Genomic DNA, 25,774 nt, shown 5'->3' with positions numbered 1-25,774 from the left:
GGCCGCGCGCCTGGGTCAGTTCGCCAGAATGCGCTCGATGGCCTCGCGGTTCAGGCCCTTCAGCCCGATGACGACGAGACGCGAACGACGCTCCTCGGCCGGCGTCCAGGCGCGATCATAATAGTGGTTCACGCGCGGGCCGACGGCCTGCACCAGAAGCCGCATCGGCTTGCCGGCTACATCGACAAAACCCTTCACGCGCAGCACGTTTTCCTGCTCGGCGGCGGCCGCCACGCGGTTTGCCAGTTCCTCGGGGCTGGCGATGGCTGGCAGTTCCACGATGAAGCTGTCAAAATCGTCGTGCTCATGGTCGAGCATGCCGTCATGCAGCGTCTTGCGGTTTTCGATGTCGTCCTCGACGGCAAGGCCGAGGCCGAGCATCACGGACGGATCGACCTTGCCGTGCGCGCTCGGCACCACCTTCACCGCGCGCGCAAGATGCTCGCCGATTGTCGCATGGGCGCGGGCGCTGCCGTCCGCGTCGATCAGGTCGCTCTTGGAAAGGATGATGAGGTCGGCGCAGGCCACCTGGTCCTGAAACACTTCCTCGACCGGATCGTCATGGTCGAGCGTTTCGTCTTCCTCGCGCTGCGCCTGCAGGGCGTCCATGTCGGAGGCAACCTGACCGGCGGCGAGAGCGGCACCGTCCACCACGGCAACGACGCCGTCCACCGTCACGCGGCTCTTCACCGAAGGCCACTGGAAGGCCTGCACCAGCGGCTTGGGCAGCGCCAGGCCCGAGGTCTCGATCAGGATGTGATCCACCTTCGGCTCGCGCGACAGGATTTCATCCAGCGCCGGCACAAAATCGTCGGCCACGGTGCAGCACAGGCAGCCGTTTGCCAGCTCGACGATGTTTTCCTCCGGGCAGGCGTCGATGCCGCAGCTTTTCAGAATCTCGCCGTCCACGCCGACATCGCCGAATTCGTTGACGATCAGCGCCAGGCGCTTGCCATTGGCGTTTTCGAGGATGTTGCGGATCAGCGTGGTTTTGCCGGCGCCGAGAAAGCCGGTGACGACGGTGCAGGGAACGCGGGTCGCGGAGGCGGTCATGGAATGTCCTTCACTATGGCAAGAGGGGGAATGCGGGCGACAAGGCCGCGCTTGAGGCTGTCGGGGCGGCCGCGCCAGGGCAGTATGCCGTCTGTGGCGGTCGCGAAAAGCTTGGCGCCGGCAATCAGGTCCGGGCCGCTTTCAGGCGTCAGGTCGCCAAAGACGTAGCTCCAGCAGCCGTCGCGCAGCAAAGCGGCGCTGAGGCGGCGTTTGCAGTTGCCGAGGCATTCGACCTGCTGGACACGGATGTTTTCGTTGGAAGCGGCGCGCAGCGTGGCCTGCGCCAGAAATTCGCCGGCGCGGGGGCGGACGTCGGAGCCGGTTTCGTCCCGGCAGGAGGAACAGACGATAACGGTGACGTCGGAGACATCCAGATCACGGACATCCTCGGCCAGCGCTGTCGGATCAGCTTCGGTCTTCACTAGAATCATGCTCCTTGCCCAGGACACCCGCCGGGCGGTCGGATTTCGTTTAGACGGCAGGTCTCCTGGCTCGCGCCTCGTCGCCTCGCGCCGCCTTCCCGGAAAAATTCCAGTGGCTGTCGGCTTTGGCTCTTCGCTTACAGTTGCGGGTACAGCTGCGGAATTGGGATTTGTCCCCGCACCGCATTCCCTCTTGGCCCCTCCCTTTGCGGAGAGGGGACCGTCGCGGGCGAATTTAGGCGGGGGCGCGTTGTCCTGTCAACGCGCGGTTACGACGCGAGGATGTCCGTCAGCGCCGGTGCGAGGTCGCCGGCAGGCACGACCTCGATGCGCTCCAACTCCAGCCATTGCGCCATCAGGCGCAGTTCATCGGCCAGGGCTTCGGCGGTGTGGGCGGGCGCGCAGGGTTCGGCATAGGCGGCCTGCACGCGCAGCACGCCGGCGGGCCGGTCGGCCTTGAGGTCGATGCGCGCGGCAATCGTGTCACCGAGCAGGAACGGCAGGACGTAGTAGCCGTATTGCCGCTTGGCGGCCGGCGTGTAGATCTCGATACGATAGCGGAAGCCGAACAGGCGTTCGGCGCGTGAGCGTTCCCACACCACCGGGTCGAACGGGGCCAGCAGCGCGCGGGCTTCCACCTTGCGCGGCATGCGTGCGCCCGTGTGCAGATAGGCCTGCTGGCTCCAGCCCTCCACGCGCACCGGCAGAAGCTCGCCCGATTCGACCAATTCTTGCACGCGGCCCTTCACGTCGGCGGGCGAGAGACGAAAATAGTCGCGCAGGTCGCCCACCGTCGCGATGCCGAGCGCGCGGGCCGAGATGCGCAGCAGTTCGCGATGCGCATCGGCGGCGGTCGGCGTCGGCGCGGAAAAGACCGATGACGGCAGCACGCGTTCCGGCAGGTCGTAGAGGCGCTCGAAGCCGCGGCGCGAGGCGGTGGTGATGCGGCCGGCCCAGAACAGCCATTCGAAGGCGTGCTTCTCGTCGCTCCAGCCCCACCAGCCACCGAATCCCTTTGCGCCGTCGATATCCGAGGCGGCGACGGGGCCGCGGGCGACGACCTCGCTGTAGATGTCATCGATGAGACGCGTGTTCTGTTGCGCCCATTTGGCCAGGCCGGTGTACATCTCTTCGTGGCGCTCGGCGCGCTGCATGCGCCAGCGCAGCAGCGGATAGGTTTCCACGGGCAGGAACGAGGCCTCATGCGCCCAATATTCGAACAGCGAGCGCTTCTTCGAGTTGGCCGCCTTGTCGAGCAGGTCGCGCGGGTAGGGGCCGAGCCGAGAGAACAGCGGCATGTAATGCGCGCGCACGACCACGCTCACGGAATCGATCTGCAGCAGGCCGATGCGCGAAAGCACCTTGTTGAGATGCCTGCGGTCGATGGGGCCGGCGGGGCGGGCATCGGCGAAGCCCTGCGCGGCCAACGCAATGCGCCGCGCCACCTTGAGCGAGATCCTTTCCTTCATGTTCGTTCGCTCCGCGGGGTCCTGTTGCGACTTCCGGTTTGGTCCGGGAATCGGATTGGCACCTCACGCTAGCAATGTTGCAACCCGAATTGTGTCAGGAGGAAAAGTGGAGTAAAAGAGTATAGATATCAAATTCGGGTTCTGAGCCGCCAATCGCGCAAAAGCGATGGACGCAGCCGCCCTTTGGCCAAGGTTTGACTTGCTTCGCCGAAGCGCCTGCGCTAACCCTCGCCGCGTTGCAGCATGGGTTTTCGGCGCCATCTGACCTGCGCATGTGTCGCGGTCCTGAGGCTCGATTCAGTGCTATAATTTGGTCGGTTGGCCGCCAACGGAAAGTCGGAGCATGAGTGGGCTATTAAGTTCATATCTTCCCATTGTCATTTTCATCGGTGTTGCCCTGGTGATCGGTCTCGCGCTGATCGCCGCGCCATTCATTATTGCCTACCGCAATCCGGACCCGGAGAAGCTGTCGGCATATGAGTGCGGCTTCAACTCCTTCGATGACGCACGGATGAAGTTCGACATCCGCTACTATCTGGTGGCGATCCTGTTCATCATCTTCGACCTCGAGGTGGCGTTCCTGTTCCCATGGGCCGTGTCGTTCGGCGAGATCGGCATGCTGGGCTTCTGGTCGATGATGGTCTTCCTGGCGGTGCTCACGATCGGCTTTATCTACGAATGGAAGAAGGGAGCGCTGGAATGGGATTGAATCAGGCATCCCCCACGCTTGTCGCGGCCAAGCCCAAGGGCATTATCGATCCGAATACGGGCAAGCTGATCGGCGCTGACGATCCGTTCGTGGCCGACATCAATAACGAGCTTTCCGACAAGGGCTTTCTGGTCACCTCTTCCGAGGCGCTGATCACCTGGGCGCGCACCGGCTCGCTGATGTGGATGACGTTCGGCCTTGCCTGTTGCGCGGTGGAGATGATGCACATCTCGATGCCGCGCTACGACGCCGAGCGCTTTGGCATCGCGCCGCGCGCTTCCCCGCGCCAGTCGGACGTGATGATCGTGGCGGGCACGCTGACCAACAAGATGGCGCCTGCGCTGCGCAAGGTCTACGACCAGATGCCGGAGCCCCGCTACGTCATCTCCATGGGCTCCTGCGCCAATGGCGGCGGCTACTACCACTATTCCTATTCGGTGGTGCGCGGCTGCGACCGCGTGGTGCCGGTGGATATCTATGTGCCCGGCTGCCCGCCCACGGCGGAAGCCCTGCTTTACGGCATTCTTCTCCTGCAGAAGAAGATCCGCCGCACCGGCACGATCGAACGGTGATTTTCCATGAGTGAAGCCCTCAAGGACCTTGCGGTCTATCTGGCCGAGAAGCTCGGTGCCCGGATCGGTGAGACGGTTCTGGCCTATGGCGAGCTGACCATCTCTGTCGCGCCGGAAGACATCGTCGCCGTTGCCGGCTTTCTGCGCGACGACGTGCAGTGCCAGTTCGTCTCGATGATCGACATTTGCGGTGTTGACCACCTGGCGCGCGAAAAGCGCTTCGACGTGGTCTATCACCTGCTGTCGCCGCGCCAGAACCTGCGCATCCGCCTGAAGGTGCAGACCGACGACGAGACCCCGGTGCCGTCGCTGACCGGCATCTATCCCGGCGCCGACTGGTTCGAGCGCGAAGCCTACGACATGTATGGCATTCTGTTCTCGGGTCACCCCGATCTGCGCCGCCTGCTGACCGACTATGGCTTCGAAGGCTATCCGCTTCGCAAGGACTTCCCTCTGACCGGCTTCGTGGAGGTTCGCTACGACGATGCGGCCAAGCGCGTCGTTTACGAGCCTGTCGAACTCAGGCAGGAATTCCGCAATTTCGATTTTCTCTCGCCGTGGGAAGGGACCGACTACGTCCTGCCGGGCGACGAGAAGGCCAAGGGAAATTGAGGCGCCAGAATGGCTGAAACCTCCGTCCGCAATTTCAACATCAACTTCGGCCCGCAGCATCCGGCCGCGCATGGCGTGCTGCGCCTGGTGCTCGAGCTCGACGGTGAAGTGGTCGAGCGCGTCGATCCGCATATCGGCCTGCTGCACCGCGGCACCGAGAAGTTGATGGAGCACAAGACCTATCTGCAGGCTCTGCCCTATCTCGACCGCCTCGACTACGTGGCGCCGATGAACCAGGAGCACGCCTTCGCACTCGCGGTCGAGCGTCTGCTCGGCATCACGGTGCCGAAGCGCGGCAAGCTGATCCGCGTGCTCTATTCCGAGATCGGCCGCATCCTCAACCACCTGCTCAACGTCACCACGCAGGCGATGGACGTTGGCGCGCTCACCCCGCCGCTCTGGGGCTTCGAGGAGCGCGAGAAGCTGATGGTCTTCTACGAGCGTGCTTCCGGTGCGCGCATGCACTCGGCCTATTTCCGGCCCGGCGGCGTCCACCAGGACCTGCCCGAGAAGCTGGTCGAAGACATCGGCAAGTGGTGCGATCCGTTCATGAAGACGCTCGACGCGCTCGATGAGCTGCTGACGGAGAACCGTATCTTCAAGCAGCGCAACGCCGACATCGGCGCGGTGTCGCTGGAAGACGCATGGGCCTGGGGCTTCTCCGGCGTGATGGTGCGGGGCTCGGGCGCCGCCTGGGACCTGCGCAAGAGCCAGCCCTACGAGTGCTATTCCGAAATGGAATTCGACATTCCGGTCGGCAAGCACGGCGACTGCTACGACCGCTATCTCATCCGCATGGAAGAGATGCGCCAGTCGGTTCGCATCATGCGCCAGTGTGTTGAGCGCCTGCTGAGCACAGAGAAGGTCGGGCCGGTCTCCAACACCGATGGCAAGGTCGTGCCGCCGAAGCGCGGCGAGATGAAGCGCTCGATGGAAGCGCTGATCCATCATTTCAAGCTCTATACCGAGGGCTACCACGTGCCGGCCGGCGAGGTTTATGCCGCCGTCGAGGCGCCCAAGGGCGAGTTCGGCGTCTATCTCGTCTCGGACGGCTCCAACAAGCCTTATCGCTGCAAGCTCAGGGCCCCTGGCTTCGCACACCTGCAGGCGATGGACTTCCTGTGTCGCGGCCACATGCTGGCCGACGTCACCGCCGTCCTCGGCTCCCTCGACATCGTCTTTGGTGAGGTTGACCGCTAATATGTCCGTTCGTCGTCTCGCAGATGCCAGCGTCCAACCCGCGTCCTTCGCTTTCAACAGCGAAATGGCCGCGCAGGCCAAGACCTGGATCCAGAAGTACCCGAAAGGCCGCGAGCAGTCGGCCGTCATTCCGCTGCTGATGCTGGCGCAGGAACAGGAAGGCTGGGTAACCCGCGCCGCGATCGAATACGTGGCCGAGATGCTCGACATGCCGCTGATCCGCGTGCTCGAGGTCGCCACCTTCTACACGCAGTTCCAGCTCAAGCCGGTTGGCACCCGCGCGCACATCCAGGTCTGCGGCACCACGCCGTGCATGCTGCGTGGCTCGGAAGCGCTGATGGATGTGTGCCGCTCCAAGATTCACCACGACCAACTCCACCTCAACGAGGCCGGCACGCTGTCCTGGGAAGAGGTGGAATGCCAGGGCGCATGCGTGAACGCGCCCATGGTCATGATCTTCAAGGATGCCTATGAGGACCTGACGCCCGAACGGCTGGCCGAGATCATAGACCTGTTCGAGGCAGGCAAGGGCGACACCGTTCAGCCCGGTCCGCAGAATGGGCGCTTCTATTCGGCTCCGGCTTCGGGCCAGACCACCCTTCAGGACGAGAAAGCCGTCCTGAAGTCGACGCGCGACGGCAAGAAGCCGGTCTGAGGGACGAGAAATGCTTCAGGACAAGGACCGTATCTTCACCAACATCTATGGCCGCTTCGACAAGTCGTTGAAGGGGGCCATGGCGCGCGGCTGCTGGGATGGCACGGCGGGCATCATCGAAAAGGGCCGCGACTGGATCATCAACGAGATGAAGGCGTCGGGTCTGCGCGGCCGTGGCGGCGCGGGCTTCCCGACCGGTCTCAAGTGGTCGTTCATGCCCAAGCAGAGCGACGACCGTCCCTCCTATCTCGTTGTCAATGCCGACGAATCCGAGCCGGGCACCTGCAAGGACCGCGACATCCTGCGCCATGACCCGCATACGCTGGTCGAGGGCTGCCTGATCGCCGGCTTCGCCATGAATGCCGTCGCGGCCTACATCTATGTGCGCGGCGAGTTCATGCGCGAGCGTGAAGCGCTGCAGCGCGCCATCGACGAGGCCTATGCCGCCAAGTTGATCGGCAAGGGCAACAAGAACGGCTACGACTTCGACATCTACGTCCACCACGGCGCCGGCGCCTATATCTGCGGCGAGGAAACCGCGCTCCTGGAGAGCTTGGAAGGCAAGAAGGGCCAGCCGCGCCTGAAGCCGCCGTTCCCGGCCAATGTCGGCCTCTACGGCTGCCCGACCACGGTCAACAACGTCGAGTCGATCGCGGTTGCCCCGACCATCCTGCGTCGCGGCGCTGCCTGGTTCTCGTCGTTCGGCCGCCCGAACAACGCCGGCACCAAGCTGTTCTGCATCTCCGGCCACGTCAACAATCCGTGCACGGTCGAAGAGGCCATGTCGATCCCGTTCCGCGAACTGATCGAGAAGCACTGCGGCGGCATTCGCGGCGGCTGGGACAACCTGCTGGCGGTCATTCCGGGCGGCTCTTCGGTGCCGCTGGTGCCGGCCGAGCAGATCATGGACTGCCCGATGGATTTCGACGCCCTGCGGGACCTCAAGTCGGGTCTGGGCACTGCTGCCGTTATCGTCATGGACAAGTCCACCGACATCGTGAAGGCGATCGCGCGGCTTTCCTACTTCTACAAGCACGAAAGCTGCGGCCAGTGCACGCCGTGCCGCGAGGGCACCGGCTGGATGTGGCGTGTGATGGAGCGTCTGGTGCGCGGCGAAGCGCAGAAGCGCGAGATCGACATGCTGCTCGACGTGACCAAGCAGGTGGAAGGCCACACGATCTGCGCCCTTGGCGACGCTGCGGCGTGGCCGATCCAGGGCCTGATCCGGCACTTCCGTCCGGAGATCGAGCGGCGCATCGACGAGTTCACCCGCAATGCCCATCGCGCCGAGCCGGCGCTGGTGGCAGCGGAGTAAGGACGAAGGAAAACGCCGCGCAGGGAGCCGTGCCTGCACTGTCCGTCAACGGCGCCGGCGCGGCATCTGCGGCGACGGTTGAGAAGAAGCATTGAATTGGGTCGGCCGGGGTTCGGCAAGAACATCCGGCCAAGGAATTGCGGATACACCGCAGGGGTTTGAAGCGTATGGCTAAACTCAAGGTCGACGGCATCGAGATCGAGGTTCCCGATCACTACACGCTCTTGCAGGCGGCTGAAGAGGCCGGCGCGGAAGTGCCGCGCTTCTGCTTCCATGAGCGTCTGTCGATCGCCGGCAACTGCCGCATGTGCCTGGTCGAGGTGAAGGGCGGGCCGCCGAAGCCAGCGGCTTCCTGCGCCATGGGCGTGCGCGACCTGCGCCCCGGCCCCAACGGCGAACTTCCCGAGGTGTTCACCAATACGCCGATGGTCAAGAAGGCCCGCGAAGGCGTGATGGAGTTCCTGCTGATCAATCATCCGCTCGACTGCCCGATCTGCGACCAGGGCGGCGAGTGCGACCTGCAGGACCAGGCCATGGCCTATGGCGTGGACTCCTCGCGCTACAAGGAAAACAAGCGCGCGGTCGAGGACAAATATATCGGCCCGCTGGTCAAGACGATCATGACGCGCTGCATCCACTGCACGCGTTGCGTCCGCTTCACCACCGAAGTGGCCGGCATTTCCGAGCTTGGCCTGATCGGCCGCGGCGAGGATGCCGAAATCACCACCTATCTCGAGCAGGCGATGACCTCCGAGTTGCAGGGCAACGTGATCGACCTGTGCCCGGTCGGCGCGCTGACCTCGCGCCCCTATGCGTTCCAGGCGCGTCCGTGGGAGCTGACCAAGACCGAATCCATCGACGTGATGGACGCCGTCGGCTCGGCCATCCGCGTCGACAGCCGCGGTCGCGAGGTGATGCGCATCATGCCGCGCGTCAACGACCAGGTGAATGAGGAGTGGATCTCCGACAAGACCCGCTTCATCTGGGACGGCCTCCGCACGCAGCGCCTCGACCGGCCCTATGTGCGCCGCAACGGGCGCCTGAGCCAGGCGACCTGGGCGGAAGCATTCGCCGCCATCAAGGACGCCGTTGCGAAGACCTCCGCCGACCGCATCGGCGCGATCGCCGGCGATCTCGCCGCGGTTGAGGAAATGTATGCGATGAAGCAGCTCATGGCTTCGCTCGGCTCGGCCAATATCGACTGCCGCCAGGATGGCGCCGCGCTCGATCCGGTGCTCGGCCGCGCCAGCTACATCTTCAACCCGACCATCGAGGGCATCGAGCACGCGGATGCGGTGCTGATCATCGGCTCCAACCCGCGCTTCGAGGCATCGGTGCTGAACACGCGCATCCGCAAGCGCTGGCGCATGGGCGACCTGCCAGTCGGCGTGGTCGGCGACATGGGCGACTTGCGCTATGAATACGAGATGCTCGGCGCTGGTCCCGAGACGCTCAAGGAACTGGCCGACGGCAAGGGCAACTTCTTCTCCGTGCTGAAGAAGGCGCAGCGCCCGCTGATCATCGTGGGGCAGGGGGCTCTGGCGCGCGAAGACGGCGTTGCCGTTCTCGGCCTTGCTGCCAAGCTGGCGACCGCCGTTGGCGCCGTCAGCGACGAGTGGAACGGTTTTGCCGTGCTACACACGGCTGCCGCGCGCGTCGGCGGCCTCGACATCGGCTTCGTGCCGGGCGAGGGCGGCCTGAGCGTAGGCGAGATGCTCGGCGGGACTGATGTCCTGTTCCTGCTCGGCGCCGACGAGTTCGACATGAACACGGCCGGCTCGGCCTTCGTGGTCTATATCGGCACCCATGGCGATGCCGGCGCGCACCGCGCCGACGTCATCCTGCCGGCCTCGGCCTATACCGAGAAGTCGGGCACTTATGTGAACACCGAAGGCCGCGTCCAGCAGACCAACCGCGCCGGCTTCGCGCCGGGCGAGGCGAAGGAAGACTGGGCGATCCTGCGGGCGCTTTCCGAGGTGCTTGGCCATCGCTTGCCGTTCGACTCGCTGGCGCAGCTTCGCGCCAGGCTCTACGCGGAATACCCGCATCTGGCCGAAGTCGACGAGATTGCCGCCGGCAACCCGGCCGACATCGCCAATGTCGCCAGGCTCGGCGGCGCGGTGAGCAAGGAGGCCTTCGTCTCCCCTGTCGCGGACTTCTATCTGACCAACCCGATCGCGCGTGCCTCGGCCGTCATGGCGGAATGCTCGGCCCTCGCGAAGGACGGCTTCAAGCAGGCAGCCGAGTAGGACGACCATGGACACTTTCTTCTCATTCTACGTTCTGCCGGGGCTGATCATCCTCTTGAAGTCGGTGGCGATGCTCGTCATCCTGCTGGTCTTCGTGGCTTACATTCTCTACGCCGACCGCAAGATCTGGGCGGCGGTGCAGATCCGTCGCGGCCCGAACGTGGTCGGCCCGTGGGGCCTACTGCAGTCCTTCGCCGACCTGCTGAAGTTCGTGGTGAAGGAGCCGATCATCCCGTCGGGCGCCAACAAGGGCGTGTTCCTGCTTGCCCCGCTGGTTTCGGCGGTGCTGGCGATGGCGGCCTGGGCGGTCATTCCGGTCAATGAGGGCTGGGCGGTCGCCAACATCAATGTCGGCATCCTCTATGTCTTCGCCATCTCCTCGCTCGAGGTCTATGGCGTGATCATGGGTGGCTGGGCCTCAAACTCGAAATATCCGTTCCTCGGCGCGCTTCGTTCGGCCGCTCAGATGGTGTCTTATGAAGTCTCCATAGGCTTCGTGATCGTCACCGTTCTGCTGTGCGTCGGCTCGCTCAACCTCAGCGACATCGTTCTTTCGCAGCGCGACGGCATCGGCACCATGCTCGGCATGCCGAACTCGTTCCTCGATTGGCACTGGCTGGCGCTGTTCCCGATGTTCGTCATCTTCTTCATCTCGGCGCTGGCCGAGACGAACCGCCCGCCCTTCGACCTGGTGGAAGCCGAGTCGGAGCTGGTGGCCGGCCACATGATCGAATATTCCTCGACGCCTTTCCTGCTCTTCTTCCTCGGCGAATATGTCGCGATCGTGCTGATGTGCGCGCTCACCACCGTCCTGTTCCTGGGCGGGTGGCTGCCGCCGTTCGACTTTGCGCCGTTCACCTGGGTGCCGGGCGTGGTGTGGTTCGTGCTCAAGGTGTGCTTCGTCTTCTTCATGTTCGCCATGGTGAAGGCGTTCGTGCCGCGCTATCGCTACGACCAGCTCATGCGCCTGGGCTGGAAGGTGTTCCTGCCGATCTCGCTGTTCATGGTGGTGGCCACCGCCGCCTTCCTGAAGCTGACGGGGCTGGCATGACGGCCACGGGCATGACCGGCAACCTGGCGGGGTTGGCTGCGCGGTTCGCGCAGCCGCAGTCTCCCGCCGCGCCTGCCGGGCACGCCGCTACCGCTCGAGTTTTCAACATTGCCGGCCTGCGCCACTGCGCGCTTTCGCCGGTCGTCGGCTACGCCGTAGCCAGTTACGCTTTTGGAGATTGACGATGTCAGCTCTAGCCCAAGCCGCCAAGTCGCTGCTCCTGAAGGAGTTCGTGCAGGCGTTCTTCCTGTCGATGCGGATGTTCTTCTCGCCCAAGCCGACACTGAACTACCCGCACGAGAAGGGCCCGGTCAGCCCTCGCTTCCGCGGCGAACATGCGCTGCGCCGTTATCCCAACGGCGAAGAGCGCTGCATCGCCTGCAAGCTGTGTGAGGCGATCTGCCCGGCGCAGGCCATCACCATCGAGGCCGGCCCGCGCCGTAACGACGGCACCCGCCGCACGGTGCGCTACGACATCGACATGGTGAAGTGCATCTATTGCGGCTTCTGCCAGGAAGCCTGCCCGGTCGACGCCATCGTCGAGGGGCCGAACTTCGAATTCGCGACCGAGACGCGCGAGGAGCTTTACTACGACAAGGAAAAGCTGCTCGCCAACGGCGACCGGTGGGAGCGCGAGCTCGCCCGCAACATCGCGTTGGATGCGCCGTACCGGTGAGACGAGAATCATGGACGAGCCGAAGCTGCTCGTCTAAGGAACACGCGGCCTTGCCCGCCGAAAGCGGCGCAAAGGCCAGGAATGGGGTCGGGTGCATGGCGCCGCGGCCCGTGAAGGAAAACTGGGGGAACCCATGCTGAGTGGATTAGAGGCGGCCTTTTTCTACCTCTTTGCCTTTGTTGCAATTGCGTCGGCCTTCATGGTCATTTCGGCGCGCAACCCTGTGCATTCGGTTCTCTTCCTGATCCTCACCTTCTTCAATGCGGCAGGCCTGTTCCTCCTGACGGGCGCCGAGTTCCTGGCGATGATCCTGCTGGTCGTTTATGTCGGCGCCGTGGCGGTCCTGTTCCTGTTCGTGGTGATGATGCTGGACGTCGACTTCGCCGAGCTCAAGTCGGGCGCGCTGCAATATGCGCCGATCGGCGCGCTGGTGGGCCTGGTGCTTCTGGCCGAGCTGATCGTGGTCACGAGCGGCTATGTGTTCTCGCCGAAGCTGGCGGAGACCGTGTCCGCGCCGATGCCTGATCTGGCCACGCGCCACAACACGGCCGCGCTCGGCGACATCCTGTACACGGATTACATCTTCTACTTCCAGGTGGCCGGGCTGATCCTGCTGGTCGCCATGATCGGTGCGATCGTGCTGACGCTGCGCCACAAGCAGGGCATCAAGCGGCAGAACATCGCGGCGCAGGTCGCCCGCACGGGCACGATCGAAATCAAGAAAGTCGAAACTGGCAAGGGAATCTGACGATGGAAGTCGGCATCGCACATTATCTGACCGTTTCGGCGATCCTGTTCACGCTTGGCGTGTTCGGCATCTTCCTGAACAGGAAAAACGTGATCGTCATGCTCATGTCGATCGAGCTCATCCTGCTCGCGGTGAACCTCAACTTCGTAGCCTTCTCGGCGACGCTGCACGACATGGTCGGACAGGTGTTCGCGCTGTTCGTGCTCACGGTCGCCGCTGCCGAGGCAGCCATCGGTCTTGCCATTCTCGTCGTCTTCTTCCGCAACCGCGGCTCCATCGCGGTCGAAGACGTGAACATGATGAAGGGTTGACGGAACAAAACTATGTATCAGGCAATCGTCTTCCTTCCGCTTCTTGGCTTCCTGATCGTCGGCCTGTTCGGCACGTCGCTGGGCGCCAAGGCGTCTGAATACATCACCTCGGGCTTCCTGGTGATCGCGGCAGTGCTGTCGTGGGTCGCCTTCTTCTCCGTCGGGTTCGGAACGACCGAGGCCTTCAGCGTACCGCTGCTGCGCTTCATCGATTCCGGCACGCTGCAGTCCGACTGGGCGTTGCGCATCGACACGCTGACGGTGGTCATGCTCGTCGTCGTCAACACGGTGTCGGCGCTCGTGCACATCTACTCGATCGGCTACATGCACCACGACCCGCATCGGCCGCGCTTTTTCGCCTGTCTGTCGCTGTTCACCTTCGCCATGCTGATGCTGGTGACGTCGAACAACCTGGTGCAGATGTTCTTCGGCTGGGAAGGCGTGGGCCTGGCGTCCTACCTGCTGATCGGTTTCTGGTACAAGCGCCCGTCTGCCAACGCCGCCGCCATCAAGGCCTTCGTCGTCAACCGCGTCGGCGACTTCGGCTTCCTCCTCGGCATCGCCGGCGTGTTCCTTCTGTTCGGGTCGGTCAACTTCGACACGATCTTCGCCACAGCCGCCACTTACGTGCCGGTTGAAGGCGCGGCCGAGAACACCGCCGTCGTGTTCAAATTCCTGGGCTATGAGCTGGACCGCGCCGGGGCGCTGACCGCCATCTGCCTGCTGCTCTTCATGGGCGCGATGGGCAAGTCGGCGCAGGTTCCGCTGCACACCTGGCTGCCGGACGCCATGGAAGGCCCCACCCCGGTTTCCGCACTGATCCATGCGGCGACCATGGTCACCGCCGGCGTGTTCATGCTGGCCCGCCTGTCGCCGATCTTCGAACTGTCGCACACGGCGCTCATCGTCGTGACCATCATCGGTGCGATCACCGCCTTCTTCGCGGCGACCGTCGGCCTGGTGCAGAACGACATCAAGCGCGTGATTGCATATTCGACCTGCTCTCAGCTCGGCTACATGTTCGTGGCGCTGGGCATGGGCTTCTATTCCGCGGCCATCTTCCACCTGTTCACGCACGCCTTCTTCAAGGCGCTGCTGTTCCTGGGCTCGGGCTCGGTCATCCATGCCGTTTCCGACGAGCAGGACATGCGCAAGATGGGCGGCTTGAGAAAGCTGATCCCGACCACCTACTGGATGATGATCATCGGCACGATCGCGCTTACCGGCGTCGGTATCCCGGCAACCATCATCGGCACCGCCGGCTTCTTCTCCAAGGATGCGATCGTCGAAGGCGCCTTCGCCGGCATCGGCCACAACCCGGCCGCCGGATTTGCCTTCATCGCCCTGGTCGTGGCGGCTGTGTTCACCAGCTTCTACTCCTGGCGCCTGATCTTCATGACCTTCCACGGTCAGCCGCGCGCAACCGCCGACGTCATGCACCACGTGCATGAATCGCCGCCGGTGATGCTGGTCCCGCTGTTCCTGCTCGCCGTCGGCGCACTGTTTGCCGGCGTGGTGTTCCACGACCAGTTCATCGGCGAGGGCTACGACGCGTTCTGGAAGGCCGCGCTCTACGTGCTGCCGGAGAACCACATCCTGCACGAGATTCACGACGTGCCGATGTGGGTGAAGATGTCGCCCTTCGTGGCCATGATCATCGGCTTCGCGTTCGCCTGGCAGTTCTACATCCGCTCGCCGGAGACGCCGAAGTACCTCGCGGCCCAGCATCGCGGCCTCTACGCCTTCCTGCTGAACAAGTGGTACTTCGACGAACTGTACGACTTCCTGTTCGTGCGAACCGCCAAGCGGCTCGGCACCTTCTTCTGGAAGAAGGGGGATGGCGCGATCATCGACGGGCTCGGACCGGACGGGGTTTCCGCCCGCGTGATCGATGTCACCAACCGCGTCGTCAAGCTTCAGACCGGATATCTCTACCACTATGCATTCGTCATGCTGATCGGCGTCGCCGCCCTCGTCACCTGGATGATGCTCGGGAGCTCGTTTTAGACCATGACCGATTGGCCTATTCTTTCTACGGTCACATTCCTGCCGCTCGTCGGCGCGTTCCTGATCCTTCTGATCCGGGACGACAGCGAGGCTGCGCGACGCAACATTCGTAACGTCGCACTGCTGACGACCGTCTTCACTTTCATCCTGTCCATTTTCATCTGGACCGGCTTCGACAACACCAATCCTGGCTTCCAGATGGTGGAGAAGGTCGCCTGGCTCGACAGCGGCATCTCCTATCACATGGGCGTCGACGGCATCTCGATGCTGTTCGTCATCCTGACGACCTTCCTGATGCCGATCAGCATCCTGGCCAGCTGGGACTCGATCCAGACCCGCGTCAAGGCGTACATGATCGCGTTCCTGATCCTGGAAACGCTGATGATCGGCGTGTTCTGCGCGCTCGACCTGGTGCTGTTCTACGTCTTCTTCGAAGGCGGCCTGATCCCGATGTTCATCATCATCGGCGTGTGGGGCGGCAAGCGGCGCGTCTATGCCAGCTTCAAGTTCTTCCTCTACACGCTGCTCGGCTCGGTGCTGATGCTGCTGGCCATCATGGCGATGTTCTGGCAGGCCGGCACCACCGACATTCCGACGCTGCTTACGCACAGCTTCCCGGGCAACATGCAGACCTGGCTCTGGCTGGCCTTCTTCGCCTCGTTTGCGGTGAAGATGCCGATGTGGCCGGTACACACCTGGTTGCCGGACGCGCACGTGGAAGCGCCAACCGCCGGCTCGGTCATCCTGGCGGCCATCCTCCTGAAGATGGGCGGCTACGGCTTCCTGCGCTTCTCGCTGCCGATGTTCCCGGAGGCTTCGCTCTACTTCCAGCCACTGGTCTTCACGCTTTCGGTCATCGCCATCATCTACACCTCGCTGGTGGCGCTGATGCAGGAAGACATGAAGAAGCTGATCGCCTATTCGTCGGTCGCGCACATGGGCTACGTCACCATGGGCATCTTCGCCATGAACACGCAGGGCATCCAGGGCTCGCTGTTCCAGATGCTGTCGCACGGCCTGGTTTCGGGCGCGCTGTTCCTGTGCGTCGGCGTCATCTACGACCGCATGCACACCCGCGAGATCGCGGCTTATGGCGGCCTGGTCAACAACATGCCGAAATATGCGGTGGTGTTCCTGATCTTCACCATGGCCAATGTCGGCCTGCCGGGCACCAGCGGCTTCATCGGCGAGTTCCTGACGATTCTCGGCGTATTCAAGGTCAACACCTGGGTCGCGCTGTTCGCCGCAACAGGCGTCATCCTTTCGGCCGCCTATGCGCTGTGGCTCTACCGCAAGGTGATCTTCGGCGCGCTGACCAAGGACAGCCTGAAGGGCCTGCTCGACCTCTCCGCCCGCGAGAAGGCGATCATCTATCCGCTGGTCGTGCTGACAATCTTCTTCGGCGTCTACCCGGCTCCGGTCTTCGACGTGACCGCTGCCTCGGTGCAGTCGCTGATCAACAACATCACCGTATCGCTCGAAGCCGCGCAGACCGCGGCTGCGAACTGACAGGGACGGGCAAATGACGCCGGAACTTTACTCGAGTCTTTCTCTGGCCCTGCCGGAGCTGATCATCGCGGTTGGCGCGCTTGCGCTGCTGATGGTTGGCGTGTTCTCGGGCGAGCGCGCCAATTCCACCGTCACCGGCCTCGCCGTGGCGGTGCTGATCGGCGCCGGCGCCTGGATGGTGTTCTTCGGCGAGCAGGGCAAGGCGTTCAATGGCGCCTTCGTCAGCGATCCGTTTGCGGAGCTGATGAAGATCCTCATGCTCATCGGCTCGGTGGTGACGCTGATCGTGTCTGTCGGCTTCGCCAAGGCGGAGAAGTTCGACAAGTTCGAGTATCCTGTGCTGATACTTCTGGCCACCGTCGGCATGATGCTGATGATCTCGGCCAACAACATGATCACGCTCTATATGGGCCTGGAGCTGCAGTCGCTTGCGCTCTATGTGGTCGCCGCGATCAACCGCGACAGCGTGCGTTCGACGGAAGCGGGCCTGAAGTATTTCGTGCTCGGCGCGCTCTCCTCGGGCATGCTGCTTTATGGCATCAGCCTCGTCTACGGCTACACCGGCCACACCGGCTTCGAGCAGATCGCCGCTGCGCTCTCTGGCGCCGAGCGTCAGCTCGGCCTCGTCTTTGGCCTGGTATTCGTGCTTACCGGCGTTGCGTTCAAGATCTCGGCCGTGCCGTTCCACATGTGGACGCCCGACGTGTATGAAGGCGCGCCCACGCCTGTGACCACCTTCTTCGCCTCGGCGCCGAAGATGGCAGCAATGGCGCTGATGGTTCGCGTGACCATGACCGCCTTCGAGCCGATCGCGGCCGACTGGCAGCAGATCGTCGTCTTCATTTCCATCGCTTCGATGCTGCTCGGCTCGTTTGCGGCTATCGGCCAGCGCAACTTCAAGCGCCTGATGGCCTATTCGTCGATCGGCCATGTCGGCTTTGCGCTGGTGGGACTGGCCGCGAATTCCGAGGCTGGCGTGCGGGGCGTCATCATCTACATGCTGATCTACCTGGCCATGACGCTCGGCACCTTCGCCTTCATCCTCGCCATGCGCCGCAAGGACGGCAATGTCGAGCAGATCGGCGACCTGGCCGGCCTTGCCACCACCAATCCGATGATGGCAACGATCCTCACCATCCTGATGTTCTCGCTGGCGGGCATTCCGCCGCTCGCGGGCTTCTGGGCCAAGTGGTACGTGTTCCTGGCCGCCATCAACGCCAATCTCTATGGGCTTGCGGTGATCGGCGTTCTGGCCTCGGTGGTGGGCGCATACTATTACCTGCGCATCATCAAGATCATGTGGTTCGACGAGCCGGTCGGCGGCTTCCTGCCGATGGCTGGCGAATTGCGCCTTGTCCTCGGCCTGTCCGGCGTCTTCATCCTGTTCTACGTGCTGATCGCCGGTCCGATCGGCCGCGTGGCCGAAGCCGCCGCCAAGACGTTCTTCTGACGGCATGGGCTTTCTGCTCGCTCCGACAGCGGCCGCCGAGGGCTTTCGGCTCGAGGCGCATGACAGCGTCGGATCGACAAATGCTATAGCGCTCGAAAGGGCGCGGGAAGGCGACCCGGGCAGGCTCTGGGTCGTTTCCAAGAAGCAGGAAAGCGGCCGCGGCCGCCGCGGCCGGGCGTGGGCGACGCCGGAGGGCAACCTCGCGGCGACGCTGCTTCTGATTACCGACCGCGACCTTAAGACCGCCGCCACTCTCGGCTTCGTGGCTGGGCTGGCGCTGGGCGACGCGCTGGATGCGGTCGTGCCGGGCCGTATCATGGCTGCCACGGGCGACGCCGGTGGCGCGCACGGCAACCGCTTCGAGCTGAAGTGGCCGAACGACGTGCTGGCAGATGGCGCCAAGATGGCGGGCATTCTGCTAGAATCTTCCATGCTTGCGGCCGACCGTTTCGCGCTTGCGATCGGCATAGGCGTCAACGTGGTTGCATATCCTGAGGACGTTCCATATCCCGTGACCTCGCTCCGGGCGCTGGGTTCTTCCTGCGATGCCGAGACGCTGTTTCTTGCGCTTTCCGACGCATGGAGCGTAAACATGCGGCTCTGGAACCAAGGGCGGGGGTTGGAAAACATCCGTCGCCGCTGGCTCTCACGCGCTGCGGGCCTCGGCGGGCAGGTTGCGGTGCGTGTCGAAGGCGAGGTCATTCGCGGCGTGTTCGAGACCATCGACGAGGACTGTCGCTTCGTCATTCGCGATGACAGCGGCGCGACCCACAAGATCGCAGCCGGCGACGTGCATTTCGGGGCCGTGGCTTCGGCGGGCGCAATCTAGGCTAACTGGTAAAGCGCCGAGCGGGCCCATGACCTGCGCAGGTGTCCGATGCGGCAAATCGGGACGCCCGGCGAGAAGAATTGAAAAGGAAAAGACATGGCGAAATCGAGGGAAGCTGAGCTCGTGTTCGTGCCGCTGGGCGGCGTGGGCGAGATCGGCATGAATTTCGCGCTCTATGGCTATGGTCCGGTCGACAACCGCGAATGGGTGATCATCGATGTGGGCGTGACATTCCCCGACCCGACCCTGCCCGGCGTCGACCTTGTGCTGCCGGACACGCGCTTCATCGAAAACGAGCTGCACAACCTGCGTGGCATCGTCATCACCCATGCCCATGAAGACCACTATGGCGCGCTGCTCGACCTGTGGCCGCGCCTGAAGGCGCCGGTGTGGATGACGCCGTTCTCCGCCGGTCTGCTGGAAGCCAAGCGCCAGGCCGAGGCTGGTGCCGCGAAGGTGCCGGTGAACGTCTACCGCGCGGGAGAGACCTTTACCGTCGGGCCGTTTTCCATCGAGGCAGTGGCGGTCACGCACTCCATTCCCGAGCCGGTTTCTTTGGCCATTACCACGCCACTGGGCACGGTCGTCCATACCGGCGACTGGAAGATCGACCCCGCGCCGGAAATCGGCCCGATGACGGACGAGGCGCGTTTCCGCGCGCTCGGCGAACGCGGCGTGCTGGCGCTGGTCTGCGATTCCACCAATGCCATGCGCGACGGCGACTCCCCGTCGGAGCAGGCGGTGGGCGAGGGGCTGCGCGGCGTCATCGAGAAAGCGCCGGGGCGTGTTGCGGTCACCACCTTTTCCTCCAATGTCGGGCGCATCCGCTCCATCGCCGAAGCCGCGCGCGACACCGGCCGTCAGGTGCTGGTGCTTGGCCGCTCGCTCAAGCGTGTCATCGATGTAGCCACCGAACTCGGCTACATGGACGGCCTGCCGGAATTCGTCAGCGAGGAAGACTACGGCTACATCCCGCGCGAGAACCTTGTCATCATCTGCACCGGCAGCCAGGGCGAGGCGCGCGCCGCACTTGCCAAGCTGGCGCGCGACGAGATGAAGAGCGTGGGCCTGTCGCCGGGCGACATCGTCGTCTTTTCATCGCGCACCATTCCGGGCAACGAAAAGGCCATCCTCGAGATCAAGAACCAGCTCATCGATCAGGGCATCAAGATCATCGAGGACGGCGACGCGCTGGTGCACGTCTCGGGCCATCCGCGCCGCAGCGAGTTGCGCCGCATGTATGAGTGGGTGCGGCCGCGTATTGCGGTGCCGGTGCACGGCGAGGCCGCGCATCTGGTTGCCCATGGTTCGCTAGCCGCCGAGGCCGGCGTTCCCGAGGTTGCGCAGATCCGCAACGGCGACATGCTGCGGCTGGCGCCGGGTGCCGCCGAGATCGTCGACCAGGTGCCGTTCGGCCGCATCTACAGGGATGGCAAGCTGATCGGCGACGAAGAGGCCGTGGGCATACGCGAGCGGCGCAAGCTCTCCTTTGCCGGCCATGTGGCGGTTAACGTGGTTCTGGATGACCGTTACGAGATTGCCGGCGACCCGGACATCGTGGCGATCGGCGTTGCCCAGGTGGACGCACGCGGCGACGACATGGAAGAGTTGATGCTTGATGCGGCAATCGGCGCGGTCGACAGCATACCCCGTGCGCGTCGAAAAGATCTGGACCTTGTCCAGGAAGCCGTGCGACGCGCCGTGCGTAGCGCCGCCAACGAAGCATGGGGCAAGAAGCCGCTCGTGACCGTTTTCGTCACGCGCTGAGCAAGGGATCGGTGAGGACAATGCTGGGTCGCCTCAATCACGTCGCCATCGCCGTGCCGGACCTCGCCGCCGCGAGCGCCGTCTACCGCGACATGCTGGGCGCGAAGCTGACCGAGCCGCAGGCATTGCCCGAGCATGGCGTGACCGTCGTGTTCATCGACACCGGCAATACCAAGATCGAGCTGCTCGAGCCGCTGGGCGAGGGCTCCCCGATCGCGGCATTCCTGGAGAAGAACCCCGCCGGCGGCATGCACCATCTCTGCTACGAGGTGGAAGACATCATCGCCGCCCGCGACCGCTTGAAGGCGGCCGGCGCGCGCGTGCTGGGCGACGGAAACCCCAGGATCGGCGCACACGGCAAGCCGGTGCTGTTTTTGCATCCCAAGGATTTTTTGGGTACCTTGGTCGAACTGGAACAGGTGTAGTCCCATGAGCTGGATTTCGGCAGCTGCAGTCTTCTTCATCATCTGGTGGACGGTGCTGTTCGCAGCGCTGCCGGTCGGCCTGAAGACGCAGGACGACGACCGCGCGGTCACGCTCGGCACAGAGGCAAGCGCGCCGCGCGGACCCCATATGCTGCGTGCCGTGATCCGGACGACGATCATTTCGGTCATCATCTGCGGTCTTTTCTACTACTTGACCAAGGTGCTCGGGTTCGGCTTCGACGACTTCCCGAATTTTCTCCCGCCACTGGACTGACCGGGCAACTTGCCGCTGGGAAGGGGAGCGAGTTTCCGCCCCCTCCGAGGCGTGACAGGGAAACTTGGGCTGGCGAGCGCCGCGCGCCGAGGCTGAACATCGCCAGCGCGGCGCGCGTACGAGCCCGAATTTGAAGCCGGTCCAGGCTTATTCCGATTGCGCTTCCTGCCGCGGCTTCGCGAGCGCGACGACCACATGCATGGCGTGAAGCGATTTCATGCCGGCGCCGCCTGTGGAAAGGCACCAACTGTCAGGCGAGGGGATGCCTGGCAGGCCGTGTATCTTTCCAAAAAGATATACTGAATTTCTCGACTGAATACGTTATTTAGTCTAGTGATTTAGTATAAATAGGAATATAGAACAGCCGATGGCGCTTGCCCTTCGCATTCGGACGAGCGGGAGGAAAAAGAGCTATGCTGTTGATATCGCAAAAAAAATGCAAGGCACAAGGCCTTGCAATTGAACGCGTCCGATCTGCTTTCCGTCACCGGCGGCTGCGTATTATCGCGCCTAGATCGCATCCTCCCAAGACTTTGACCGCGTAGGAGAGCAGATTTTGCTTCGCTCTCTCGATTATCTGAGCACACTAGACCAAGCTGCGATGAATTGTCACTAACAATTTTGCGTCTCAAGCCCGGGAGATGTGCTGCACTGCACAAAAGCCGCGCGCGGCTTGGCTCCGTCAGCTTCGGCGGTTCGCGTGGCCGGGCCGGGGCAGCATGCCGGCCAGCGCGCAGTGGCAGGAAAAGCTGGCTTGGGTTCCCATCGCGCCTTGAAATGGCTATGAAGCGCGGGCAGGCAAATCTGCGCCGGTGCCGATTCCGGTTCCGGTTCCTCTTTCTTCTTTGACGGAACTCCCCATGCGTCTATCGCGCTACTTCCTGCCCATCCTGAAAGAGAACCCGCGCGAGGCCGAGATCATCTCGCATCGCCTGATGCTGCGCGCCGGCATGATCCGCCAGCAGGCGGCCGGAAGCTTCTCTTGGCTGCCGCTGGGCAAGCGCGTTCTCGACAAGGTTTGCCAGATCATCCGCGAGGAACAGAACCGCGCGGGCGCGCTGGAGATCCTGATGCCGACGATCCAGTCGGCCGACCTGTGGCGGGAAAGCGGTCGCTATGACGACTATGGCGACGAGATGCTGCGCATCAAGGACCGCAACAAGCGCGACATGCTGTTCGGCCCCACCAACGAGGAGATGGTGACGGAAATCTTCCGCTCCTACGTCAAGACCTACAAGGACCTGCCGCTCAACCTCTATCACATCCAGTGGAAGTTCCGCGACGAGCGGCGGCCGCGCTTCGGCGTGATGCGCTCCCGCGAGTTCCTGATGAAGGACGCCTATTCCTTCGACCTCGACTACGAAGGCGCCAAGGCTGCCTACAACCGCATGTTCGTGTCCTATCTGCGCACCTTCACGCGCATGGGCCTGCAGGCCATCCCGATGCGCGCCGACACCGGCCCCATCGGCGGCGACCTCAGCCACGAATTCATCATCCTGGCCGAGACCGGCGAGAGCCAGGTCTATTGCGCGCGCGAGTTCCTGAGCCTGCCGGTTCCGGGCGAGAACACCGATTTCTCCAACGACGCGCAAATCGCCGACATCGTCAAGGAATGGACCACGCCCTACGCGGCCACGGATGAAATGCACGACGAGGCGGCCTGGAGCGCCGTGCCTGCCGGCGACCAGCTCTCGGCGCGCGGCATCGAGGTCGGCCATATTTTCCATTTCGGCGAGAAATATTCGAAGCCGATGGAAGCCAAGGTCGCCGGTCCGGACGGCAAGGAGCACTATGTCTCCATGGGCTCCTACGGCATCGGCCCCTCGCGCCTCATCGCGGCCATCATCGAGGCCAGCCACGACGAGAACGGCATCATCTGGCCGGAGGCAGTGGCGCCGTTCCAGGTCGGCATCATCAACATGAAGACCGGCGACGCCGAGTGCGACCGCGTTTCCGAAGAGCTTTATGAAGCGCTTACCGCCGCCGGCAAGGAAGTGCTCTACGACGACACCGACCAGCGCTCGGGCGCCAAGTTCGCCTCCGCCGACCTGATCGGCCTGCCGTGGCAGGTCATCGTCGGTCCTCGCGGCGTGGCCGCGGGCGAGGTCGAGATCAAGAATCGCCGTACCGGCGAACGGGAGACGATGTCGATCCCCGCCGCAATCGCGCGCTTCGGTAAGGCCTGATGGCGAAGGCGGCGGCCAAGCCGGCTGGCGCCGGACCGTTTTCCGTCTTCGAACGGATGGTGGCGTGGCGCTATCTGCGCTCGCGCCGCAAGGAGACGGTCATCTCGGTGATCGCCTCGATCTCCTTCGTCGGCATCATGCTTGGCGTGGCCACGCTCATCATCGTCATGGCGGTGATGAACGGCTTCCGCGCCGAGCTGCTCAACCGCATCCTCGGCATCAACGGTCACCTGATCGTGCAGCCGATGGACACGCCGCTTGACGACTACGAAGCCGTGGCAGGCCGCATCAACGGCGTGCGCGGCGTCAAATATGCCATTCCGCTCATTGACGGACAGGCGCTGGCGCAGGGCGAAGTCGGGGCCGGCACTGGCGCACTGGTGCGCGGCGTTCGCGGCGAAGACCTGGGCAGGATCCCGCTTGTGGCCAACAACATCAAGCAGGGCTCCCTTGTCGGCTTCGACACCGGCGAGGGCGTGGCGATCGGCAGCCGCATGGCCGACAATCTGGGCCTCGTTCTCGGGGACACGGTTACCCTGATCGCGCCGGAAGGCGAGATCACTCCGATGGGCACCACGCCGCGCATGAAGGGCTATCCGATCACGGCCATCTTCGAGGTCGGCATGTCGGAATACGATTCCTCGATCGTCTACATGCCGCTTTCCGAGGCGCAGCTGTTCTTCAACATGGAAAACCGCGTCCAGACGATCGAGATATTCGTCGACAACCCCGACGCGGTCGACGCGCTGAAGCCAGCGGTGGAGGAGGCGGCGCAGCGGCCGGTCTTCGTTTCCGACTGGCGCCAGCGCAACCAGACCTTCTTCTCCGCGCTCCAGGTAGAGCGCAACGTGATGTTCATGATCCTGACGCTGATCGTGCTGGTGGCGGCGCTGAACATCATTTCCGGCCTGGTCATGCTGGTGAAGGACAAGGGGCGCGACATCGCCATCCTGCGCACCATGGGTGCCACGCGCGGCGCGGTGATGCGCATCTTCATGATGACGGGTGCCGCGATCGGCGTCACCGGCACCATCGCCGGCGTCGTCCTGGGTATCGTGGTATGCCTCAACGTGGAGTCGATCCGTCAGTTCTTCTCCTGGATCTCGGGCACCGTTCTGTTCAACCCCGAGCTCTATTTCCTCAGCAAACTGCCGGCCAAGATGGACATGGGCGAAACCATCAGCGTTGTCGCCATGGCGCTTGTCCTGTCTTTCCTGGCAACGCTGTTCCCAGCTTGGCGTGCCGCCAAGCTCGATCCGGTCGAAGCCTTGCGATACGAATGATGGCCAGCGAAAGAATCCTAGAACTCAAGGGCGTCGACCGGCACTACGTCCAGGGGCCGCGCAAGCTCACCATCCTCAACGGTGCCGAATTTTCGCTGCGGCGCGGCGAAATGGTGGCACTGGTGGCCCCGTCCGGTGCCGGCAAGTCCACGCTGCTGCACACGGCCGGCCTGCTGGAGCGGCCCGACGCCGGCGAGGTGATACTGGCCGGGCGCAATTGCGGCCGCCTTTCCGACGACGAGCGCACGGCCATTCGCCGCAATGACATCGGCTTCGTCTACCAGTTCCACCATCTGCTGCCCGAGTTCTCGGCCATCGAGAACGTGATGATGCCGCAGCTCGTCAAGGGGCTTGCACCGGCGGAAGCGCGGGCGCGCGCAAAGCAGCTTCTCGAATACATGCAGATCGGCAAGCGCGGCGAACATCGCCCGTCCGAGCTTTCGGGCGGCGAACAGCAGCGCGTGGCGATAGCCCGCGCGGTGGCCAATGCGCCGCTGGTGCTATTGGCCGACGAGCCGACCGGCAACCTCGACCCGAACACCGCTTCCTATGTCTTCGGGGCGCTCTCGGCCCTGGTGCGGCAGTCCGGCCTGGCGGCGCTCATCGCTACCCACAACCACGAGCTTGCCGCGCGCATGGACCGCCGCGTCACGCTCTCCGAAGGCAAGATCGTGCCGCTCTGAGGTGGGGGGCGCTCCTGGCGTGGCGCCCATTCTTCGCTCGGAACTTGCGACGCCGGCCGTGATTGGTGGCGGCCGCTCCCACCCCGCCGTCATCCTCGGGCCGGAGCACGAGCGAAGCGAAGTGCGAAGGTTCCGGGGATCCATGCCGCTCCGCCAAAGCTGCTGCAGCGGTGCGAGAGGAACATGTCGCACCTCCAAACGTAAGCACTTGCGACGCCGCCCGTGATTGGTGCCGGCCGTCTCCCACCCCCGTCATCCTCGGGCCGGAGCACGAGCGACGCGTAGTGCGGAGGTTCCGGGGACCCAAGCCGGCCGGCCG

At 63.8% G+C, this 25,774-nt stretch carries 23 protein-coding genes, 1 pseudogene and 1 riboswitch; of the genes and pseudogenes, 21 read left to right on the top strand and 3 right to left on the bottom strand.

Annotated elements, in window-relative coordinates; translation table 11 throughout:
• Nucleotides 1–15: 15 nt before the first annotated feature.
• The 3 genes from cobW to ABLE86_RS02235 form a co-directional block, all read right to left on the bottom strand.
• The gene (gene cobW, locus ABLE86_RS02245) at nt 16–1,053 is read right to left on the bottom strand and encodes a cobalamin biosynthesis protein CobW (protein ID WP_348777279.1); all 1,038 of its coding nucleotides are present in this window, start codon (nt 1,051–1,053) and stop codon (nt 16–18) included.
• A complete protein-coding gene (locus ABLE86_RS02240; RefSeq protein WP_348777726.1) occupies nt 1,050–1,448 on the bottom strand; it encodes a DUF1636 family protein in 399 nt (132 codons plus the stop codon). The genes cobW and ABLE86_RS02240 overlap by 4 nt, the downstream gene beginning before the upstream one ends.
• A gap of 64 nt (nt 1,449–1,512) precedes the next feature.
• Nucleotides 1,513–1,715, bottom strand: a riboswitch (cobalamin riboswitch).
• Between the two features lie 29 nt (nt 1,716–1,744).
• Nucleotides 1,745–2,944, bottom strand: a complete 1,200-nt coding sequence (locus tag ABLE86_RS02235; protein ID WP_348777278.1) for a winged helix-turn-helix domain-containing protein — start codon at nt 2,942–2,944, stop codon at nt 1,745–1,747.
• 343 nt (nt 2,945–3,287) lie between these two features.
• Here ABLE86_RS02235 and ABLE86_RS02230 point away from each other — a divergent pair, with 343 nt between their 5' ends.
• From ABLE86_RS02230 to ABLE86_RS02130, 21 genes and pseudogenes are all read left to right on the top strand, one after another.
• Nucleotides 3,288–3,653 carry an NADH-quinone oxidoreductase subunit A gene (locus ABLE86_RS02230; RefSeq protein WP_348777277.1) on the top strand — a complete coding sequence of 122 codons (366 nt, stop codon included), beginning with the start codon at nt 3,288–3,290 and terminating at the stop codon, nt 3,651–3,653.
• Nucleotides 3,644–4,225 carry an NADH-quinone oxidoreductase subunit B family protein gene (locus ABLE86_RS02225; protein WP_348777276.1) on the top strand — a complete coding sequence of 194 codons (582 nt, stop codon included), beginning with the start codon at nt 3,644–3,646 and terminating at the stop codon, nt 4,223–4,225. The genes ABLE86_RS02230 and ABLE86_RS02225 overlap by 10 nt, the downstream gene beginning before the upstream one ends.
• 6 nt (nt 4,226–4,231) lie before the next feature.
• Nucleotides 4,232–4,837 carry an NADH-quinone oxidoreductase subunit C gene (locus ABLE86_RS02220; protein ID WP_348777275.1) on the top strand — a complete coding sequence of 202 codons (606 nt, stop codon included), beginning with the start codon at nt 4,232–4,234 and terminating at the stop codon, nt 4,835–4,837.
• A 9-nt stretch (nt 4,838–4,846) separates the two neighbouring features.
• Nucleotides 4,847–6,037, top strand: coding sequence for an NADH-quinone oxidoreductase subunit D (locus tag ABLE86_RS02215; RefSeq protein ID WP_348777274.1), 1,191 nt, complete (start codon nt 4,847–4,849; stop codon nt 6,035–6,037).
• Between the two features lies 1 nt (nt 6,038).
• Nucleotides 6,039–6,674 (top strand): annotated as a pseudogene (gene nuoE, locus ABLE86_RS02210) (NADH-quinone oxidoreductase subunit NuoE); the annotation flags it as partial.
• A 28-nt stretch (nt 6,675–6,702) separates the two neighbouring features.
• Complete coding sequence (nuoF, locus tag ABLE86_RS02205; protein WP_348777273.1) at nt 6,703–8,007, top strand: NADH-quinone oxidoreductase subunit NuoF; 1,305 nt, start codon at nt 6,703–6,705, stop codon at nt 8,005–8,007.
• A gap of 167 nt (nt 8,008–8,174) precedes the next feature.
• The gene (gene nuoG / locus ABLE86_RS02200; RefSeq protein WP_348777272.1) at nt 8,175–10,256 is read left to right on the top strand and encodes an NADH-quinone oxidoreductase subunit NuoG; all 2,082 of its coding nucleotides are present in this window, start codon (nt 8,175–8,177) and stop codon (nt 10,254–10,256) included.
• A gap of 7 nt (nt 10,257–10,263) precedes the next feature.
• A complete protein-coding gene (gene nuoH / locus ABLE86_RS02195; protein WP_348777271.1) occupies nt 10,264–11,307 on the top strand; it encodes an NADH-quinone oxidoreductase subunit NuoH in 1,044 nt (347 codons plus the stop codon).
• 184 nt (nt 11,308–11,491) lie between these two features.
• On the top strand, nt 11,492–11,983 hold the full coding sequence (nuoI, locus tag ABLE86_RS02190; RefSeq protein WP_348777270.1) for an NADH-quinone oxidoreductase subunit NuoI: 492 nt from the start codon (nt 11,492–11,494) through the stop codon (nt 11,981–11,983).
• A 133-nt stretch (nt 11,984–12,116) separates the two neighbouring features.
• Nucleotides 12,117–12,731 carry an NADH-quinone oxidoreductase subunit J gene (locus ABLE86_RS02185; RefSeq protein WP_348777269.1) on the top strand — a complete coding sequence of 205 codons (615 nt, stop codon included), beginning with the start codon at nt 12,117–12,119 and terminating at the stop codon, nt 12,729–12,731.
• Nucleotides 12,732–12,733: 2 nt separating this feature from the next.
• A complete protein-coding gene (nuoK, locus tag ABLE86_RS02180) occupies nt 12,734–13,042 on the top strand; it encodes an NADH-quinone oxidoreductase subunit NuoK (protein WP_348777268.1) in 309 nt (102 codons plus the stop codon).
• 12 nt (nt 13,043–13,054) lie between these two features.
• A complete protein-coding gene (nuoL, locus tag ABLE86_RS02175; protein WP_348777267.1) occupies nt 13,055–15,049 on the top strand; it encodes an NADH-quinone oxidoreductase subunit L in 1,995 nt (664 codons plus the stop codon).
• Nucleotides 15,050–15,052: 3 nt separating this feature from the next.
• Nucleotides 15,053–16,558 (top strand): NADH-quinone oxidoreductase subunit M, encoded by a 1,506-nt coding sequence (locus tag ABLE86_RS02170; RefSeq protein WP_348777266.1) that lies wholly within the window; start codon nt 15,053–15,055, stop codon nt 16,556–16,558.
• A 13-nt stretch (nt 16,559–16,571) separates the two neighbouring features.
• Nucleotides 16,572–18,008, top strand: a complete 1,437-nt coding sequence (nuoN, locus tag ABLE86_RS02165) for an NADH-quinone oxidoreductase subunit NuoN (RefSeq protein WP_348777265.1) — start codon at nt 16,572–16,574, stop codon at nt 18,006–18,008.
• 4 nt (nt 18,009–18,012) lie between these two features.
• Complete coding sequence (locus ABLE86_RS02160; protein WP_348777264.1) at nt 18,013–18,837, top strand: biotin--[acetyl-CoA-carboxylase] ligase; 825 nt, start codon at nt 18,013–18,015, stop codon at nt 18,835–18,837.
• 96 nt (nt 18,838–18,933) lie between these two features.
• Nucleotides 18,934–20,604 (top strand): ribonuclease J, encoded by a 1,671-nt coding sequence (locus ABLE86_RS02155; RefSeq protein ID WP_348777263.1) that lies wholly within the window; start codon nt 18,934–18,936, stop codon nt 20,602–20,604.
• Nucleotides 20,605–20,624: 20 nt separating this feature from the next.
• Entirely contained in the window at nt 20,625–21,029 is a 405-nt protein-coding gene (gene mce, locus ABLE86_RS02150) for a methylmalonyl-CoA epimerase (protein ID WP_348777262.1), read from the top strand.
• 4 nt (nt 21,030–21,033) lie between these two features.
• Nucleotides 21,034–21,303 carry a DUF1467 family protein gene (locus ABLE86_RS02145; RefSeq protein WP_348777261.1) on the top strand — a complete coding sequence of 90 codons (270 nt, stop codon included), beginning with the start codon at nt 21,034–21,036 and terminating at the stop codon, nt 21,301–21,303.
• A gap of 860 nt (nt 21,304–22,163) precedes the next feature.
• Nucleotides 22,164–23,489, top strand: a complete 1,326-nt coding sequence (proS, locus tag ABLE86_RS02140; RefSeq protein ID WP_348777260.1) for a proline--tRNA ligase — start codon at nt 22,164–22,166, stop codon at nt 23,487–23,489.
• Nucleotides 23,489–24,772 carry a lipoprotein-releasing ABC transporter permease subunit gene (locus ABLE86_RS02135; protein ID WP_348777259.1) on the top strand — a complete coding sequence of 428 codons (1,284 nt, stop codon included), beginning with the start codon at nt 23,489–23,491 and terminating at the stop codon, nt 24,770–24,772. The genes proS and ABLE86_RS02135 overlap by 1 nt, the downstream gene beginning before the upstream one ends.
• A complete protein-coding gene (locus ABLE86_RS02130) occupies nt 24,772–25,455 on the top strand; it encodes an ABC transporter ATP-binding protein (RefSeq protein WP_348777258.1) in 684 nt (227 codons plus the stop codon). Before ABLE86_RS02135 ends, ABLE86_RS02130 begins: the two co-directional genes overlap by 1 nt.
• Nucleotides 25,456–25,774: the final 319 nt, after the last annotated feature.

The organism is Mesorhizobium sp. KR2-14 (assembly GCF_040049255.1).
Classification (GTDB): Bacteria; Pseudomonadota; Alphaproteobacteria; order Rhizobiales; family Rhizobiaceae; genus Pseudaminobacter.
The sequence above is the reverse complement of the archived record's forward strand: the minus strand, read 5'-3'. Positions and strand labels throughout refer to the sequence as shown.

What these genes read in the sequence shown, in the direction of transcription:
- cobW (WP_348777279.1), bottom strand. Translation starts at nt 1,053, where the DNA reads ATGACCGCCTCCGCGACCCGCGTTCCCTGCACCGTCGTCACCGGCTTT.
- ABLE86_RS02235 (WP_348777278.1), bottom strand. Translation starts at nt 2,944, where the DNA reads ATGAAGGAAAGGATCTCGCTCAAGGTGGCGCGGCGCATTGCGTTGGCC.
- ABLE86_RS02230 (WP_348777277.1), top strand. Translation starts at nt 3,288, where the DNA reads ATGAGTGGGCTATTAAGTTCATATCTTCCCATTGTCATTTTCATCGGT.
- ABLE86_RS02225 (WP_348777276.1), top strand. Translation starts at nt 3,644, where the DNA reads ATGGGATTGAATCAGGCATCCCCCACGCTTGTCGCGGCCAAGCCCAAG.
- ABLE86_RS02220 (WP_348777275.1), top strand. Translation starts at nt 4,232, where the DNA reads ATGAGTGAAGCCCTCAAGGACCTTGCGGTCTATCTGGCCGAGAAGCTC.
- ABLE86_RS02215 (WP_348777274.1), top strand. Translation starts at nt 4,847, where the DNA reads ATGGCTGAAACCTCCGTCCGCAATTTCAACATCAACTTCGGCCCGCAG.
- nuoF (WP_348777273.1), top strand. Translation starts at nt 6,703, where the DNA reads ATGCTTCAGGACAAGGACCGTATCTTCACCAACATCTATGGCCGCTTC.
- nuoG (WP_348777272.1), top strand. Translation starts at nt 8,175, where the DNA reads ATGGCTAAACTCAAGGTCGACGGCATCGAGATCGAGGTTCCCGATCAC.
- nuoH (WP_348777271.1), top strand. Translation starts at nt 10,264, where the DNA reads ATGGACACTTTCTTCTCATTCTACGTTCTGCCGGGGCTGATCATCCTC.
- nuoI (WP_348777270.1), top strand. Translation starts at nt 11,492, where the DNA reads ATGTCAGCTCTAGCCCAAGCCGCCAAGTCGCTGCTCCTGAAGGAGTTC.
- ABLE86_RS02185 (WP_348777269.1), top strand. Translation starts at nt 12,117, where the DNA reads ATGCTGAGTGGATTAGAGGCGGCCTTTTTCTACCTCTTTGCCTTTGTT.
- nuoK (WP_348777268.1), top strand. Translation starts at nt 12,734, where the DNA reads ATGGAAGTCGGCATCGCACATTATCTGACCGTTTCGGCGATCCTGTTC.
- nuoL (WP_348777267.1), top strand. Translation starts at nt 13,055, where the DNA reads ATGTATCAGGCAATCGTCTTCCTTCCGCTTCTTGGCTTCCTGATCGTC.
- ABLE86_RS02170 (WP_348777266.1), top strand. Translation starts at nt 15,053, where the DNA reads ATGACCGATTGGCCTATTCTTTCTACGGTCACATTCCTGCCGCTCGTC.
- nuoN (WP_348777265.1), top strand. Translation starts at nt 16,572, where the DNA reads ATGACGCCGGAACTTTACTCGAGTCTTTCTCTGGCCCTGCCGGAGCTG.
- ABLE86_RS02160 (WP_348777264.1), top strand. Translation starts at nt 18,013, where the DNA reads ATGGGCTTTCTGCTCGCTCCGACAGCGGCCGCCGAGGGCTTTCGGCTC.
- ABLE86_RS02155 (WP_348777263.1), top strand. Translation starts at nt 18,934, where the DNA reads ATGGCGAAATCGAGGGAAGCTGAGCTCGTGTTCGTGCCGCTGGGCGGC.
- mce (WP_348777262.1), top strand. Translation starts at nt 20,625, where the DNA reads ATGCTGGGTCGCCTCAATCACGTCGCCATCGCCGTGCCGGACCTCGCC.
- ABLE86_RS02145 (WP_348777261.1), top strand. Translation starts at nt 21,034, where the DNA reads ATGAGCTGGATTTCGGCAGCTGCAGTCTTCTTCATCATCTGGTGGACG.
- proS (WP_348777260.1), top strand. Translation starts at nt 22,164, where the DNA reads ATGCGTCTATCGCGCTACTTCCTGCCCATCCTGAAAGAGAACCCGCGC.
- ABLE86_RS02135 (WP_348777259.1), top strand. Translation starts at nt 23,489, where the DNA reads ATGGCGAAGGCGGCGGCCAAGCCGGCTGGCGCCGGACCGTTTTCCGTC.
- ABLE86_RS02130 (WP_348777258.1), top strand. Translation starts at nt 24,772, where the DNA reads ATGGCCAGCGAAAGAATCCTAGAACTCAAGGGCGTCGACCGGCACTAC.